The sequence below is a fragment of the Arthrobacter sulfonylureivorans genome (genome assembly GCF_047607445.1).
Classification (GTDB): domain Bacteria; phylum Actinomycetota; class Actinomycetes; order Actinomycetales; family Micrococcaceae; genus Crystallibacter; species Crystallibacter sulfonylureivorans_A.
Genome location: NZ_JBLKRT010000032.1, coordinates 14715 through 30518, shown reverse-complemented (window position 1 = coordinate 30518; position 15804 = coordinate 14715). Strand labels below are relative to the sequence as shown.

The window sequence follows — 15804 nt, the reverse complement described above, 5'->3', positions numbered from 1 at the left end:
GCCGGACTCTGCTCCTTTTACTCTGCAAGATTGCTGCGCAGGAGCTTGAAAAAACGCTTCTGGTACTCCGGCCATTCATCGCTGGCCAGCACGTGTTCAATGCTGTGCCGGACCCACTCGCCGTCCCAGTAGCCCAGCTTGACCAGCTGCGGCAGCAGGACGGAAAGCCGGCGGTTCTCCCGCGGATTGGCTTCGTCGAACTGCATGGCGCTGGCGCCTTTGACGCCGGGCACGTGGAACAGCTCCTTCAGCGTCACGTTGATCAGCCCGGGCCGTTCGCCCAGAAACTTTAGGAAGTTGATGCGCTGCACTTGCGTCTCGCCAAGCAGGAGCAGCATCGCCCCGCGCTGTGCCGGTGCGGGGACCAGCCCGTCACGGACCCAGTCAAACATTGCTTCAGTACCGCGGTTGCGGTCCCAGCCTTTCGGGTTCCGTTCAAAGCGGGCCGACCAGGATTCAACGAACAGTTCCAGCCGGTCGGGAAACAGGGCCGGCGGCGCATCGCGGGCCACCTTGCGATCGGTGTAGGACAGGTCGGCGGACCGTTCCGCGCCGATGCAGGCCATGTGTGCGATGTCGGCGGCGGCCCAGTGCTCTGCCGTCAACGGACCCAGCCACCAGCCGTCCGGAGAGCGTGCGCCGGTCGGTTCCGCCGACACGACCAACCGGAGCTTCCTTACCAGGGACTTCTGCCGGCGCTTTTCGTCGTCGTCCATCGCTGCCGCGTAAGCGAGCGTCCCGGCCCGGTCGCCGGACGCCAGCAGGCCGAACAGCGGATTGTGGTCGGCCGATGGCGGCAGGGCATCACTCATGCAGCCAAATTTAGCCCGCCCGGAGCCTCTGCTGGGTGAGCGGCGGCGTCCGTTTCCAGGCCTGCCCTCCCGGACCCGGCCGGTCCCGACGTTCGGGACCGCATAGGCTGGCAAGCATGGACTCCCCTATCCAGAGCTACCTGCGCACCTTGCATGCCGAGCTCAGCGGACTCAAGGACGGCAAGCCTTATGCCGGCATACCCGGGATGGCGGGCGCAGACCCGGACAAGTTCGCCATCTGCCTGGCCACCGTGGACGGCTACGTCTATGAGGTCGGCGATTCCGGCGAAGAATTCACCATCCAGTCCATCTCCAAGCCCTTTACCTACGGGCTCGCGCTGTCCGATCTGGGTTTGGATGCGGTGGACCAAAAGGTGGATGTGGAGCCGTCGGGCAACGCGTTCAACGAGATCTCGCTGGCTCCCGGCACCGGCCGCCCGGCGAACGCCATGATCAACGCCGGGGCACTGACCGCCACCTCGCTGAGCAAGGGCAGCGGCGGAAAGACCGGCTTCCGGCGCATCCTGGAGCACTATTCGGCCTTCGCCGGCCGCGAGTTGTCCGTCAGCGAGCGCACCTACCAGTCGGAGGCCCGGCACGGCTACCGCAACCGGGCGCTGGCGCACCTGCTCCGCTCCTTCGAGATCATCGAGCAGGACCCGGACCCGGTGGCAGAGGACTATTTCCGGCAGTGCTCGGTGCTGGTCACCTGCCGCGACCTTTCCATCATGGCCGCCACGCTGGCCAACGGCGGCACCAACCCGCTGACCGGCAAACAGGTGCTGGACCTGGAGGTGGAGGAACGGGTCCTCTCTGTCATGGCCACCTGCGGCATGTACGACGACGCCGGGGCGTGGCTTTCGGACGTGGGCATGCCGGCCAAGTCCGGCGTCGGCGGCGGGCTGCTCGCGGTACTCCCGGGCCAGCTGGGACTGGCCGTCTATTCACCGCCGCTGAACGATCATGGCAGCAGCGTCCGCGGCGTGGAGGCCAGCCGGCGAGTCTCGCACGATATGGGGCTGCACTTCGTCCGGGCCGCCCGCACCGGCCGCAATGCCATCCGGGCCAGCTACGACATCACCGACGCCCCGTCCGGCATCCGCCGCAATGACGAGGCCGCAGAAGTGCTGCGCGACAACGCCCACCGCGCCCGGGTGATCGAGCTGAACGGGGACCTACTGTTCGCCGGTACGGAATCCATGGTGCGCGAGGTCAGCGACCTGGACGAGTCGGTGGAACTCATCATCCTGGACATGCGCCGGGTCGATGAAACCGCCCCGGTCGCCCTGGACATGCTGGAGCAGCTCCGGACATCGCTGGCGCAGGACGGACGCGGCCTGGTGCTCATCGACGGCGAAGGCGCCCTGGCGCAGCGGTTCGAAGAAGACGGGCGGGCGGTGCCGTCGTTCGCCACCCGCAGCGCCGCCGTCGAATTCGCCGAAAACCAGTTGATCGCCAGCTATGGGGACGCGCTCTGCCGGCCGGCCACTGTGGACGTTGCCGACTCGCCCGCGCTCAGCCCGCTCGCCGCCGAAGACGCCGCTGCGCTCGCCGCCCTGATGGAGGAGCACAGCTACGACGACGGCGAGGTCATCCGCCGCATCCGCCAGCGCTTCGGCGGCGTCTACTTCATCCTGTCCGGCAGCGTCGTCACCACATCGCCCGGCCCGGAGAACAGCCGAGTCAAGCTCACCACCCTCAGCGCCGGCATGACGTTCGGTGAAATGGCGTTGGGCAGCGCCGACCGGCAGGAAACCACCGTCCGCGCCCACGGCGAGGTACGGGTCAAGCTCCTCCCGGCTGAAGCGATCAGCCGACTGGAGCAGGACAACCCGCGCCTCGCCGTCGAACTGTGGAAGGCGCTGACCCGCGACGCGTACGCCCATGTGGACCGCTACATGCGGGAGACGGCCGTGCGCATCCGCGATTAGAACGGATATTGGGCGTGTCCGCTTTGTTGGATGGTGATCCAGCGCTCCTCTGTGAACGAATTGATGCCGGCCTGACCGCCGAATTTGCCGTAGCCGGACTCATGGATGCCGCCGAACGGGGCCATCGGCTCGTCCTGCACCGGCTGGTCGTTGACGTGGCTGATGCCGGTTTTGAGCCGCTGTGCCACCTCAATGCCTTCGGCTAGGTTCTCGGTGATCACGCCGGAGGTGAGCCCGTAATTCGTGTCATTGGCCAGCTTCACCGCCTCTTCCGCGCCGTCCACCTCCATCACCGTGGTGGCTGAACCGAAGATCTCCTCGGCGTAGATCCGCATCTCCTCGGTGATACCCGACAGTACCGTCGCCGGAACCACCGCTTGGCCCGCCTTCTCCCCGCCGGCCAGCACCGTGGCTCCCTTGGCGACGGCATCGTCGATCAGTGCGTACTGCCGGTCCGCCGATGCCTGATTGACCTGCGGTCCAATCACGGTGGCCTGGTTCATCGGGTCGCCGGTGGGCAGCTTGGCCACTTTCTCCGCAAAACGGCTGGAAAATTCCTCGGAGATGCTGCGGTCCACGATCACCCGGTCCACGGACATGCAGATCTGCCCGGCGTTCATGAACGAGCCGAAAGCCGCCGCCTGGACCGCGTAGTCGAGGTCTGCGTCTTTCAGCACCACCAGCGAGTTCTTGCCGCCGAGCTCGAGCACCGCCGGCTTCAGGTTCTGTGCAGCCAGCGTGCCGATGATCCGTCCCACCTTGGTGGAACCGGTGAAGTTCACGTTCCGCACACGCGGGTCGGAGATCAGCGTGCTGACCACGTCGTTCGCATCGGCGCGGTCGTTCGTGATCACGTTGAGCACACCGGGCGGCAGGCCGGCGTCCAGCAAGGCATCTGCGAGGAACAACCCACAGGCCAACGGCGCGTCCTCGCTCGGTTTGAGCACCACGGTGTTGCCCACGGCCAGCGGGATGGCCATGGCGCGGATGCCCAGGATGAACGGCGCATTCCAGGGCGAGAGCGCCGCCACCACTCCGTACGGCTGGCGGACCGAGAGCGAGAACTTGCCCGGCAGGTCGGTGGCGAGCACATCACCGCGCGGCGCCGTGGTGGCTGCCGCTGCGGAGCGCAGGATGTTGGCCGCCAGTTGGACGTTGAAGCCGGCCCAGACCGCCACTCCGCCAACCTCGCCAGCCATCAGTTCGATGCCCTGCTGCATCCGGTCCTCAAGCAGATCGGCAGCTTTGAGGAAGATTTTCGACCGCTGGGTTGGAGGGGTCGCGGCCCAGGTATCGAACGCCGCCGACGCCGCGTCGACGGCTCGAGTGACATCCTCCGGACCGGCAGCGGCGACGGTCGCGTAAGAGTCACCGGTGAAGGGACTGATGTCTTCGGTGGTCTTGCCGGAAACCGCCGGGACGTGCTCGCCGTTGATGATCAGATCTCGGGTGATGGGCATGGCGCTTCATTCCTCTCCGAAGTGGCTGGGCTACGCCGCCGGCTGCAAGCAGGAGCGCCGGCCGTTCGCGCGGCCCGGTTAATCCGGAGCCTACTCCCGCCGTCGGGCTCTCACAATGGCAGTCCCTGCGTCCTGTGGAGGCGTTGCGAAGGGCAGTTTTTGGTGATGATGTTCACTCGGATGGCCCTAAATCGGGCCCCCAACTGGCGGGGGCGGCACCGGTCTGTTCCACCCGATGTAGCAAATGGCCTGTGGAGATTCGGCGCAAAACGGCCGAGGGGAAGTGCGATCCTTCCGGCTTTCAGGTTATCCACAGGAAAATCTCAGGGCTTGGACAGTTATCGAACCGTTACGTAACGTATTCATCACGTCGGCGATCATCCGCCGCGTCCTCGGAAGGTCTTGCTGAGCTCTGCCAACCTTCCCGAGTTTGTTCGCTAGACATCTGGCAGAGGCGGGGGACCCACTTTCCGGGCCCCTCTTGGGGCCCTTGGGGTTAAGTCGCGTGGTTGGTGCCTGCCGCACTGCCGCACGACCGGGTGACTCCCATCCGAATCCGACAGCTCACCTCGTAAGCATTGGGAGAGGTTACTTCTTGCTGCTCAAAAACAACCGTGCACGCCACCGCGCCACCCCGGTCCGCAACACCACTGTGGCCGGCCTGTCCAACGCTGTTTCGTCCCACGCCGGCACCGTCGGCCGCAGCGCCGCCGTCGTTACGGCCGCCGGCGGTCTGATGCTGGGCGTCGGCCTGCCGGCCAACGCCGCCGCGGACGTTACCGTTCCGACCTACGGTTCGGCCGATGTGGCTGACACCGCTGCCCCGGCCAGCTACGAGACGGCACCCGCTGCCACGACCGAAGCTGCTTCCGACGCTGCCACCCACACCGTGGTTGCTGGCGACACCGTCGGTACGATCGCCGACCAGTATGGAAAGAACGTGCAGGACGTGCTGGCCATCAACGGCCTAGACGCTTACACGATCATCTACCCGGGCGACCAGATCGCACTGACCGGTTCCGCCCAGGGCACCCAGTCCGGCGGCGGCCAGGCTGCCGAGGCCGCCAGCGTTGCCACCGCGGCCACCCAGGCTGCCCCGGCGGACACCGCCACGGTCTCGTTGGCCAGCGCCGACATCAAGCCTGCCTCCACCGGCGGCAACCAGAGCATCGTGGACATTGCCATGCAGGGCGTCGGCACCCCCTACGTCTGGGGCGGCACCTCCACCTCCGGTTGGGATTGCTCCGGCTTCACCCAGTGGGTTTACTCCCAGGTGGGCGTTGACCTGCCCCGCACCAGCCAGACCCAGGGCAGCGCCCTGACCCCGACCAGCAACCCGCAGCCGGGCGACCTGGTTGTACAGAACGGTGGCGCCCACATCGGCATCTACCTGGGTGGCGGCAAGATGATCAGCGCCCTCAACCCGAGCCAGGGCACCCTGGTTCACGACGTGAGCGCTATGCCGGTCACCGGCTACTACACCATCTAACTCACCACAGACTCCTGGGACGGTTCACTCCCCCAACGACCGGCCCAGGAACACAGGGAGCCCCGTCGGCCTTGCGCCGGCGGGGCCTCTCCTCTTTAAAGGGCCTCCACGCTTGCCGGGCTGCCCCCGTTCCGAGGTGACATTCCCGCGGCGGCGAGCACCGGCGTCGTGAGTTGGCAGCGCTTGGGCAGCGGGAATAGGCGACCATACCCGAGGGTTAGACTACTATTCCGCCGTTTTCGCCGGCGTTCTTGGGCCCTTAACGGCCGACCACAACAGCACGCACTCCACCCGAGGATTCTCCTGTGAGCAATGAACCGTTGACGAATAGTGCCTCGGCGCAGCCCGGACAGGTCCGGGGCAGCGGTTTGACGGCTGAGGAGTCGCGCCGCAACCGCCGGGTGATCGGCATCCTGCTGGTTTCCGCGTTTGTGGTGATCCTGAACGAGACCATCATGTCCGTGGCCCTGACGGAACTGATGGAAGACCTGCACATCAGCGCCCGCGCGGCCCAATGGCTGACCACCGCGTTCATGTTGACCATGGCGGTGGTCATCCCGGTGACCGGTTTCCTCTTGCAGCGTTTCACCACACGCCAGGTGTTCACTGCCGCCATGATGCTGTTCTCTGCGGGCACGCTGCTGGCGGGGCTGGCTCCGGGGTTCGAAGTGCTGCTGGTGGCGCGCGTGGTGCAGGCGTCAGGCACGGCGATCATGATGCCGCTGCTGATGACCACCCTGATGAACCTGGTGCCGGCGGAGGACCGCGGCAAGACCATGGGCAACGTCTCGATTGTCATTTCGGTGGCGCCGGCGATCGGCCCGACCATCTCCGGCATCATCCTCAACGCGCTGTCCTGGCGCTGGATGTTCTGGCTGGTCCTGCCGATCGCGCTGGCAATGCTGTTGGTCGGCAACCGGCGGATCCAAAACGTCAGCGAACCCCGGCAGGTGCCGCTGGACGTGCCGTCGGTGGTGCTTTCCGCGATCGGCTTCGGCGGGTTGATTTACGGGCTCAGCCAAGTGGGTTCCGGACACGGCACAACGACGGCGGAGCCCACCTCGGGTGCCGCGATGTGGATCGCGTTTGCGGCCGGCGGGGTGGCGCTGCTGGTGTTCCTGCTGCGCCAGCTGCGGCTGCAGCGCTCGGACAAGGCGCTGCTGGATCTGCGGCCCTTCCGCGCGGTTAACTTCTCCATGTCCGTGGGGCTGATGGCAGTGAGCATGGCAGCCCTGTTCGGCACCATCATTTTGCTCCCTATATATATGCAGCAGGTTTTGGGACTGGAACCGCTGCAGATCGGTCTGATGCTGCTGCCGGGCGGTCTGCTGATGGGCTTGCTGGCACCGGCTGTGGGCCGGCTGTACGACAAGTTCGGACCGACTGTGCTGTTGGTGCCGGGAACGGTCCTGGTCAGCGCCGTGCTGTGGTACTTATCCACGGTCACCGAGAACACGGCCCCGCTGACGCTGCTGGCTGCGCACATCGTGCTCAGCCTGGGCTTGGCGCTGCTGTTCACGCCGCTGTTCACAGCCGGTCTGGGTTCGGTGCAGCGGCCGCTGTACTCACACGGAAGCGCGATCATCGGCACCGTGCAGCAGGTGGCTGGCGCCGCGGGCACCGCCATGTTCGTCACCGTGATGTCCATGCAGACAGCAGGGCTGACCGCGGGCGGCGCCGACACGTCGGCCGCGGTGGCAGGAGGGGTGCGGGCCGCGTTCCTGGCCGGTGCCATCATCTCCGTGGTGGCCGTGGCAGCCTCGTTCTTCATCCGCAAACCGGTGGAAGACGAAACTGCCGAGGTCGCCGGGAAACATGCGCCGGTGGCGCACTAAGCCTGACTAAAGTGCGCCGCGGCGCAGTGCGTGCGTACGGACTCTAGCCGGCGCTGTAGTCATCGCACGCCTTTTGCATGGCGGCGACGGTTTCGGCCGGGACCTGGTCGCCGGATTCGGCGATCTGCGACATCGGGCCGGTGATCTCGGCGGGAACGCCGGCGGCGTCTGCGGCCGAGACCAGTCCGCCGAGCAGCTGCTTGTCTTCCGCGCCGATGTTGCCGTCCTGAATCGGGGCGCATGCCTGCTTGACGGCTTCGCCGACAGCGGCGTTGGCCAGGTCGGACGCGGCCTGGCTGACAGCCTCGGAAGCCGCATTGGCGGCCTGGTCGGCGGCGTCGGAAGCCGCCTGTTCGATCTGGCCACAGCCAGTGGCAACCAAGGCGACGAGCGGGAGCATCAGCAGAGCAGAGTATCGGCGAATCACCCGGCAACTTTACTATGCGGCAGTCGCATTCCCTCATTCGGGGGATGCTGCTCGCCCGGCAGCGGGATCCGCGCGCGACCGCCGGCGAGAAGACTGGCAGCATGACTATTTCAGACATACAAGAGCATCTACCAGCGGCGCGGAACCGGTTCATCGAGCGGGTGCCGTTGATCACGGCCTTGGCGGCGGGCTGCTACTCGGTAGCCGCCGTGTTCTTCCTGCTGGCGCACGGTTCCCTGCCTCTGGTTCCCGCCGAGGCCCTGTCCCACGAATGGAATGGGCCGCTGGGCACTGTCCTCAGCTACGTCCTGCTGTCCCTGGCGATGGCGGGATGTTTGCTGGGGTTCGCCGTCCATTACCGGCTGCTTCCGGGCCGTGCCTCCGCGGCCGGAGCCACGGCCTTCGCGTCCGTCTTCTCTGGCATCGTGCTGCTGGCGGTTGTGGATAGCAGTATCTTGGCGACGCTGGGTTATCTGCCGTTCCTCGCGGTCAAGTCGCTGACCGATCCCGGCTTCCTGCAGACAGCGGTCGATCTGCCGTGGCCGATTGTGGGCCATCAAATAGCCTGCATCATCGGTGTGGCGCTCTGGATCCTGACCGCCACCGTGGCCGTTCGCCGGCGTTCGGGCGCTTGCGTCGCGTGCGGTCGCCATTCCTCCGCTGCCACGGTCAGACGGCGGGCAAAGCCGGTGACCATCGCCGCAGCCATCATTCCGGGAGTCTATGCCGTCACGCGCTTTGCTTGGGCGGCGGGCATACCGCTCGGAATCGAGCCAGCCTTCCTGCAGCAGATGCAGAACAACGGTCAGGTCTACGCCGGTCTTGGCTTGGCGTCCATGGCAGTGCTCGGAGTCTTGCTGACGCTGGGCCTGATCCAGCGCTGGGGCTCAATGCTTCCCCGCCGGATCCCTTTCCTGGGCGGACGCCGGATTCCGGTCCTGTTGGCTGCCATTCCCGCCGGCTTTGTATCCCTCATTGTGATTCCCGCCGGGTCGGAGATGATTCGTGTGTCCACCATCCGCGGTACAGGCGGCATCCCATTCGACTGGGCCAACTGGGCAACCATCGGACCGACGCTCCTGTGGATTCCGTGGGGTGTGCTGCTCGGCGCCGCGACACTGGCCTACTACCTCAAACACCGCGGTTCCTGCCGCCGGTGCGGGCTCAGCGGATGACGGTCGGCACTCGATGGCAGAGAATGAGCCCATGACAGAATCGGGCCGAAGGCCCCTACAGCGGGCAGGGCGGATCTTCAGGCACTTCGTGTTCATGATGATCGGCGCCCTGCTCGCTGTCCCGTACATCGTTGTCTTCATCTGGGCCACCCAGCTGGCCGCGGTCAGTCCGGCCAACGCTGCCGTCGCGTTTACCGTGCTGGTCCTCCTGCTCGCTGTGCCTGCCGCGCTCTCCGCCACTCGGGCGCTGGAACGAACCGCCGTCGGTGAGCTCCTCGGGTTGGAACTGGCTGAACCCGCCGGTCCCGCGACGCGGCAGCGACGGATCAGGGGCGCGGTTTGGTACCTTGTTCATCTCATGGCCGGGGGCCTGACCCTCGTGGCCATCGCGTTCGCGGCCCCGCTGATCGTGGCCGTGTTGATCCTGCCGATGCTCGGCAACGCGGATTCCGCCAGCGAACTGGCGGCCGCGGTCGTCCCGTTCACCGATGGCACGACGGCGGCGCTGTGGTCATTGGGGCTGGGCACCGGAGTCATCATTTTCACCATATTGACCGGCATCGCGCTGCCGCACTGGGCAACGCTTCTCCTCGGCCCCTCTGCTGCAGAACATCAGGTGCTAGAAGAAGAACAGGCGCGGATGGAAGCCAAACGGAACGAGCTTGCCCGCGAACTCCACGACTCGGTGGGCCATGCCCTGACGGTGACCACCTTGCAGGCGACTGCCGCGGAAGCCTTGTTGGGACGTGATCCCGATGGCGCAGTGCGGGCGATGCGCGCCGTCGCCGACACTGGCCGCAGCGCACTGGCCGAGCTCGACCGAGTGATCGGACTTTTACGGTCTCCCGGAGAGTACCGAGACAGCTCCGCGGGACTTAGTCAGCTGCCCGGCTATTTGGACCGCATGGAAGAGCAGGGACTGCAGGTAGTCCGCCGGTTCGACAGCTTGGTGCTGGCGGACGTACCGGCAGGAGCGTCGGAGCCCGCGTTCAAGATCCTGCAAGAAGGACTCACCAACGCACTCAAGTACGCTGCACCGCGGGAGGCACTGCTGCACCTTGAATCCACTAACGGCTGTCTGCGCGTTCGACTCGAGAATCCGGTTGCCGAACCAGCGGGAGAGACTGCCTCGAGGGCCGGAGGCCGCGGCCTCGCAGGTATGCAGGAGCGTGCCAGACTGGCGGGCGGCAGCACTCGCACCGAACTGAACGGCGGCCGCTGGATCTTGTCCGCAGACATCCCGTGGCAGGAGCCAGCCCGGTGAACCAGCCGATCCGCATCCTTCTTGTAGACGACGAACCGTTGGTCCGCTCCGGTCTGGCCGCCATTCTCGGTGCGCATCAGGACATCGAGGTCGTCGGTGAAGCCTCCGACGGAACGGACGTCTGGCCGGAAGTGCGGCGGCTGCAGCCAGACCTGGTCATGATGGACGTTCGGATGCCGCAGATGGACGGCATCCAGGCGACCGCTCAGTTGGTGGCCCTCGGCGACGCTCGGCCCAAGATCCTGATGCTGACCACCTTCGAAAGCGACGACTACGTCTACCAGGCGCTCAAAGCAGGCGCGGACGGCTTCCTGCTCAAACGCGCGCGGCCGGAGGAACTCCTGCACACGGTGCGTGCCGTGGCCTTCGGCGATTCCATCGTGTTCCCGGCCAAGCTTCGCGAGTTGGCCGCAGTCCATGGCAGCAACGCCCCCGACCGTGTTGCTGCTGCCGGACTGAGCAGCCGGGAAGCCGAGGTCCTGCGTCATCTGGCCCGCGGTTACAACAACCAGGAAATTGCGCAGTCCATGTTCCTCGGTACCGAGACCATCAAGACCCACATTGGTTCAATCCTGTCGAAGCTGCGCGTCAGGGATCGAACGCAAGCCGTCATCGCGGCCTATGAATCCGGCTTCATGAACCCCGGTGGCTGAAACACCCGTCCTAGACGTCGGCCGTGTGTTTGCCGATGGCAATCAGCAGGAATCCCCCCACGGCGATAGCGACGGTCCCGGTCAACAGGGCTGCGGCCACCGTTGCCGTTCCAGCAACCATCAGCCAGCGACCCAGGCTGCGCCGCTTGGGCTGGGGCTGTTCGGGCACGGGTGGGGTCTGCTGGCCGACGATCGGCAGCGAGAGGGTGATCACCGCCCCTGCGTCGCCCGGCGGTTCGGCCTCGCTTGGGTGTCGGGTCCCGGTGGGCCACGGCCGTCCGGGCATCGACAGCATGCGAGCCAAGGCCGGATTTTCGGCGGCGAGATGACGTTCGATGCTGGCTAGTTCACGCTGTTCAGCGTCAGAAAGTTTCATCGTTGGTGCCGGCCCATTCTGTGACGGACGCGGGCACTTGCGTGTGGCTGTTCATGGGAATCTCCCGGTGGGGCAACTGCTGACGGCCTTTAGGGTATGAAAATCACAGCCCGCACAACAGTCGGTTTCACACTGTTACGCGGAGGGCCCACTCAGCCCGGAATTCAGAGCCACGCAGCTTGGAATTCGGGGGTCAGACCGGGCGGCCTGTCTGGTCAGCCGAGCGTCAGGACAGCGGGGCTCAGCCGCCGCCGGGGGTAGTCAGGTTGCTGGGCCGTGGCTACGCTGGCTCAGAGGCACAACCTCACGGAGGAATCCAGATGGGCTTTGACCAGTATCACGAACCCGCCCAAGAACTCTCCGCCGAGACGCGGACGTTTGCGCGGATGTGCGCCAATCTGACCGAGGAAGCCGAGGCGATCGGCTGGTACGAGCAACGCATGTCGTTGGAGAAAGACCCGGAATCGGTCGCCATCATGGAGGACTCCTTGGCCGAGGAGTTCAAGCATTTCAGCATGGACCTGGAATTCCTGCTGCGGCGCAAGCCGAAGTGGCGCAGCATTGCCCGCGGCACGCTGTTCCAGGACGGCGACATCGTGGCCAACGGCGGCGCCGCCGAGGCGGCGGCCGCGGCCGGATCCAGCCCGGAAGCACCTGACGCAGGCTCCGGGCCGCCCGGACCAGTTGGCCCTGACTCCTCGCTGGGGATCGGCAGCCTCAGGGAGGACTTCGCATGACCGTCAACCATCTGCTGCGCGAGCACGCCCCGATTTCCGACGGCGGCTGGAAGCTGTTGGACCAGGAAGCCAGGGAGCGGCTCACCGTGGCTTTGGGCGCCCGAAAGATGGTCGATTTCGCCGGCCCATTCGGCTGGGAGTATTCCGCCACCAATTTGGGCCGCACGGAGCAGGTGACCGGACCGGCACCGGCCGACGGCGTGGCGGCGCGGCAGCGCGGTGTGCTCCCCTTGGTGGAGGTGAGGGCGCCGTTCAAGGTGTCCCGCATGGAGCTGCTGGACCATGACCGGGGAGCCGCCGATGTGGACCTGACCGATTTGGATGAGGCTGCACTCCAAATTGCCACTGCGGAGAACGCAGCCGTCTTTCACGGCTGGCGGCAGGTGGGCATCACGGGAGTCACCAGCGCCACCCCGCACGCCCCCATACCGCGCGTCCCGGACTTCAACGACTACCCCAAGCGGGTGGCCAAGGCTGTCTCGGCCCTGCTCCAGGTGGGTATCGGCGGGCCGTTCGGGCTGGCGCTCGGCCCCGGCCACTACACCGCCGTGGTGGAGGCAACCGAGCGCGGCGGATATCTGTTGTCGGAGCACCTGCGCAAGCTGCTGAGCGGACCGATTATTTGGGCGCCCGGTGTCCGCGGCGCGATCGTGATGAGCCTGCGCGGCGGAGATTTCCTGTTCGAGTCGGGCCAAGACCTGTCGGTCGGCTACGACCGGCACGACGAAGAGTTCGTCTATCTGTACATTGAGCAGTCGTTTAGCTTCCGGGTGGCCACCCCGGAGGCCGCGATTCATCTGACCGGCAGCGACGGCTAGAGCCGAGGACGTCGTTCTTCCAGAGGTAACGGGCGCTGGCGTCGCCCGGGTTGGCATGCCTAAGTTGGGAAAGACCACAACGGAAGGAAGCATATGTCCCGCATTGCCATCATTGGCGGCCACGGCAAGGTCGCGCTCCACCTCTCCCGCATCCTCACCGGCCAAGGTCACCAGGTCACCGCGCTGATCCGCAATCCGGATCATGCCGCCGATGTGCGGGGCGCCGGTGCGACGCCGATGGTCACCGACGTCGAGACCGCCACCGCTGGGGAATTGGCCGATCAACTGCGCGGGCACGACGCCGTGGTTTGGTCCGCCGGGGCCGGCGGCGGCAATCCCGACCGAACCTATGCTGTGGATCGTGACGCCGCGATCCGCTCGATGGATGCCGCGTCGGCGGCCGGTGTGCAGCGGTACATCATGGTGTCCTACCTGGGCGCAGGCAAGGATCACGGAGTCCCGGAAGACAATTCGTTCTTCCCGTACGCCGAGGCGAAGGCGGCCGCGGACGAGTACCTGAAGTCAACGTCGCTGGACTGGACGATTCTGGGTCCCAGCGCGCTCACGCTGGAGCCGGCGACCGGGAAGATCCAGGCCGGACCGGGGACGCAGGGCGGTCAGGTGAGCCGGGAGGACGTCGCGATGGTCGCCGCCGAGGTGCTGGCCGTACCGTCCACCACCGGCAAGGTGATCGAATTCATCAACGGCAGCACACCGATCAGTCAGGCCATCCGCGAGGTCTGAGTCGCCTGACGTACAGGCAAACCGCTTTCCTAATTAACAACAGAACCCCGCGCTTCCATCAGCGCGGGGTTCGGAACGTGGAATTTAGCCTTCGCAGTCGCGGCAGTATTTCTCGCCGTTCTTTTCGCGGGCCACCTGGCTGCGGTGGCGAACCAGGAAACAGGAAGAGCAGGTGAATTCGTCCTCGCGGGGAGGAACAACCTGCACTACCAGTTCTTCGCCGGAGAGGTCGGCACCAGGAAGGTCAATGCCCTCGGCGGTGTCCGCATCCTCGACGTCGATCAGCGCGGTCTTCGCACCGCCGGAGCGCTGGGCCTGAAGGGCTTCGAGCGACTCATTGTTGTTGTCGTCGTCCTTGTTGCGCGGTGCGTCGTAATCGGTTGCCATGCGGGTTTAGAACTCCTGATGTGCTAGTTGTTTTGACCTATCTGCGAGCGCCCATCATAGCTGCTCATTCAGACATTTCAACATCGATTCAACAACGTCTCGCCGAGGGCGATAATTCCCGCCCCTCGGGAACCGCTGCATCGCGCTGTGAAGGCGGAATTTACTGTGGGCAAAACCACGCCTATCAGGGGTTCAGGCCTGGGTGCTGAGCGGCAGCCGTTAGAGGTTCACCACGTCGCCGATGCGGGCTACGGTTGCCACAGCCCCGGCCCAGCAGGCCAGAATGACCAAGGCGAACCCGGCCAGCCAGAACGCGGCCGGAATCCCCGTGCGCTTGGCCATGATGAACGCATCCGAATTGGCTAGCTGATGGCGGCGCCGTGTGTGCACGCTCAGCAGATTCAACCAGTCCCGCACGGCTCCAACCAGCAGCCCGATGCCGATCGCCAGAGTCAGATGGCCCAGGAACTCCACCGGCGCAAACCAGACCAGCAGTTGGGAGGCAACCGCCAGCCCAACAGCAATCACGATGCCCTCGAGATTCCGGATAAACAGCAGCGTGGCCAGCAGAAGGAGCGCACTCACCGACAGCGCAGCGCCAGACCAGCCGGTGAACGCTGCCCACACTAGCACCGCTCCCACCAGCGCAGGCACGGGATATCCCCAGAACCCTGCCCAGGCGGCCGAGGCAGGTCCCGCCCCACGGCTGATCATCGCGCCGGATTGGTCGAACCGCAGATGGATCCCGCGCACCAGCCGGCCGGTGGTCAACGCTGCAAAAGCGTGCCCGAGCTCATGGACCGCAGTGACGAACAAACCGAAGTACCGCCAACTCCCGCGCGGGACCGACAAGACCAGCGCCACAGCCAGGATCAGCGCCAGCTCCAGGAGTCCGGTCTCAAGCGGCTCGCCCCGCGTGAACCCGTCGGTGATCCTGCGCCACCATTCGGCGGCGAACTGCTGCAGCATTTTCCCTCGTCTCAGCTGTGACTACGCGATATAACTAGACCACATTCGCCGACGTCGGAAAGCAAATATGGACAAGCTGGATTTCAAAAAAGACCAGAAGGAGCTCTACTCCCCGGGCAAGGACTTCCGCTTGGTCACTGTGCCGCCGATGCAGTTTCTGGAGGCAGACGGCCACGGCAATCCGAACACGTCAGAATGGTACGGGCACGTGATCGAGGCCCTGTACTCCGTCTCCTACACCGTGAAGTTCGCCAGCAAGAAGCAGTTCGCCCGCGACTACGTGGTCGGCCCGCTGGAAGGCCTGTGGTGGGCCAACGATATGTCCGCTTTCACCCGCCGCGCCAAGGACGAGTGGTCATGGACGCTGATGATCCGCCAGCCCGACTGGCTGGGGCCGGACCAGATCAAAGACGCGATGCAGCAGGCAGCGGCCAAGAAGGAACTTCCCGCCGTGGACGCGCTCCGGTTCGGGTCCTTGGATGAAGGACTGAGCGTCCAGGTCATGCATGTGGGCCCGTACGACGACGAAGGACCCGTGCTGGCCCGGCTGCACGACGAATACCTGCCGGCAAACAAGCTGGAACCGGTGGGACGCCACCACGAGATCTACCTGAGCGATGCCCGCAGGACCGACCCGGCCAAGCTCAAGACCATCCTGCGCCAGCCGGTCCGCCGGGCTTGAGTCGCCGGGCCCGCCCTGCCCGAACCGCGTCTCCTCCCTTCCGCT

16 protein-coding genes and 1 riboswitch are annotated in these 15804 nt (G+C 65.7%); of the genes, 10 read left to right on the top strand and 6 right to left on the bottom strand.

Features of this window, described 5'->3' with window-relative positions:
* Window positions 1–17: 17 nt before the first annotated feature.
* A complete protein-coding gene (locus tag ACMX2H_RS14985) occupies window positions 18–812 on the bottom strand; it encodes a hypothetical protein (RefSeq protein ID WP_414961494.1) in 795 nt (264 codons plus the stop codon).
* A gap of 116 nt (window positions 813–928) precedes the next feature.
* On the opposite strand from ACMX2H_RS14985, the gene glsA reads away from it, so the two are divergent.
* A complete protein-coding gene (gene glsA / locus ACMX2H_RS14980; protein WP_414961492.1) occupies window positions 929–2743 on the top strand; it encodes a glutaminase A in 1815 nt (604 codons plus the stop codon).
* Here glsA and ACMX2H_RS14975 read toward each other — a convergent pair.
* Window positions 2740–4203 (bottom strand): aldehyde dehydrogenase family protein, encoded by a 1464-nt coding sequence (locus ACMX2H_RS14975; protein ID WP_414961490.1) that lies wholly within the window; start codon window positions 4201–4203, stop codon window positions 2740–2742. The genes glsA and ACMX2H_RS14975 overlap by 4 nt on opposite strands.
* Window positions 4204–4628: 425 nt before the next feature.
* A riboswitch (cyclic di-AMP (ydaO/yuaA leader) is annotated at window positions 4629–4795 on the top strand.
* Between the two features lie 3 nt (window positions 4796–4798).
* Here ACMX2H_RS14975 and ACMX2H_RS14970 point away from each other — a divergent pair.
* On the top strand, window positions 4799–5692 hold the full coding sequence (locus tag ACMX2H_RS14970; protein WP_414961488.1) for a C40 family peptidase: 894 nt from the start codon (window positions 4799–4801) through the stop codon (window positions 5690–5692).
* A 305-nt stretch (window positions 5693–5997) separates the two neighbouring features.
* Window positions 5998–7527, top strand: a complete 1530-nt coding sequence (locus tag ACMX2H_RS14965; protein WP_414961486.1) for an MDR family MFS transporter — start codon at window positions 5998–6000, stop codon at window positions 7525–7527.
* 43 nt (window positions 7528–7570) lie between these two features.
* Here ACMX2H_RS14965 and ACMX2H_RS14960 read toward each other — a convergent pair whose 3' ends face one another.
* The gene (locus ACMX2H_RS14960; protein WP_414961484.1) at window positions 7571–7954 is read right to left on the bottom strand and encodes a hypothetical protein; all 384 of its coding nucleotides are present in this window, start codon (window positions 7952–7954) and stop codon (window positions 7571–7573) included.
* Window positions 7955–8055: 101 nt separating this feature from the next.
* Between ACMX2H_RS14960 and ACMX2H_RS14955 the strand changes: the two genes are divergently transcribed.
* The 3 genes from ACMX2H_RS14955 to ACMX2H_RS14945 are packed head-to-tail and all read left to right on the top strand — an operon-like array spanning window position 8056 to window position 11046.
* Complete coding sequence (locus ACMX2H_RS14955; protein WP_414961482.1) at window positions 8056–9129, top strand: hypothetical protein; 1074 nt, start codon at window positions 8056–8058, stop codon at window positions 9127–9129.
* Between the two features lie 31 nt (window positions 9130–9160).
* The gene (locus ACMX2H_RS14950; RefSeq protein WP_414961480.1) at window positions 9161–10393 is read left to right on the top strand and encodes a sensor histidine kinase; all 1233 of its coding nucleotides are present in this window, start codon (window positions 9161–9163) and stop codon (window positions 10391–10393) included.
* Window positions 10390–11046, top strand: coding sequence for a response regulator transcription factor (locus ACMX2H_RS14945; protein ID WP_414961478.1), 657 nt, complete (start codon window positions 10390–10392; stop codon window positions 11044–11046). The genes ACMX2H_RS14950 and ACMX2H_RS14945 overlap by 4 nt, the downstream gene beginning before the upstream one ends.
* A gap of 10 nt (window positions 11047–11056) precedes the next feature.
* On the opposite strand, the gene ACMX2H_RS14940 is transcribed toward ACMX2H_RS14945, so the two are convergent.
* Window positions 11057–11422, bottom strand: a complete 366-nt coding sequence (locus ACMX2H_RS14940) for a DUF3040 domain-containing protein (protein ID WP_414961477.1) — start codon at window positions 11420–11422, stop codon at window positions 11057–11059.
* Window positions 11423–11742: 320 nt separating this feature from the next.
* Here ACMX2H_RS14940 and ACMX2H_RS14935 point away from each other — a divergent pair, with 320 nt between their 5' ends.
* The 3 genes from ACMX2H_RS14935 (at window position 11743) to ACMX2H_RS14925 (ending at window position 13721) form a co-directional block, all read left to right on the top strand.
* A complete protein-coding gene (locus tag ACMX2H_RS14935; protein WP_414961475.1) occupies window positions 11743–12159 on the top strand; it encodes a ferritin family protein in 417 nt (138 codons plus the stop codon).
* Window positions 12156–12977, top strand: a complete 822-nt coding sequence (locus ACMX2H_RS14930) for a family 1 encapsulin nanocompartment shell protein (protein WP_414961473.1) — start codon at window positions 12156–12158, stop codon at window positions 12975–12977. Before ACMX2H_RS14935 ends, ACMX2H_RS14930 begins: the two co-directional genes overlap by 4 nt.
* Window positions 12978–13070: 93 nt before the next feature.
* A complete protein-coding gene (locus ACMX2H_RS14925) occupies window positions 13071–13721 on the top strand; it encodes an SDR family oxidoreductase (protein WP_414961471.1) in 651 nt (216 codons plus the stop codon).
* Window positions 13722–13805: 84 nt separating this feature from the next.
* On the opposite strand, the gene ACMX2H_RS14920 is transcribed toward ACMX2H_RS14925, so the two are convergent.
* Both ACMX2H_RS14920 and ACMX2H_RS14915 read right to left on the bottom strand, forming a co-directional pair.
* A complete protein-coding gene (locus tag ACMX2H_RS14920) occupies window positions 13806–14108 on the bottom strand; it encodes a DUF4193 domain-containing protein (protein ID WP_136787285.1) in 303 nt (100 codons plus the stop codon).
* A 219-nt stretch (window positions 14109–14327) separates the two neighbouring features.
* A complete protein-coding gene (locus ACMX2H_RS14915; RefSeq protein ID WP_414961469.1) occupies window positions 14328–15077 on the bottom strand; it encodes a M50 family metallopeptidase in 750 nt (249 codons plus the stop codon).
* Window positions 15078–15144: 67 nt separating this feature from the next.
* On the opposite strand from ACMX2H_RS14915, the gene ACMX2H_RS14910 reads away from it, so the two are divergent.
* Window positions 15145–15759 (top strand): GyrI-like domain-containing protein, encoded by a 615-nt coding sequence (locus tag ACMX2H_RS14910; RefSeq protein ID WP_414961467.1) that lies wholly within the window; start codon window positions 15145–15147, stop codon window positions 15757–15759.
* Window positions 15760–15804: the final 45 nt, after the last annotated feature.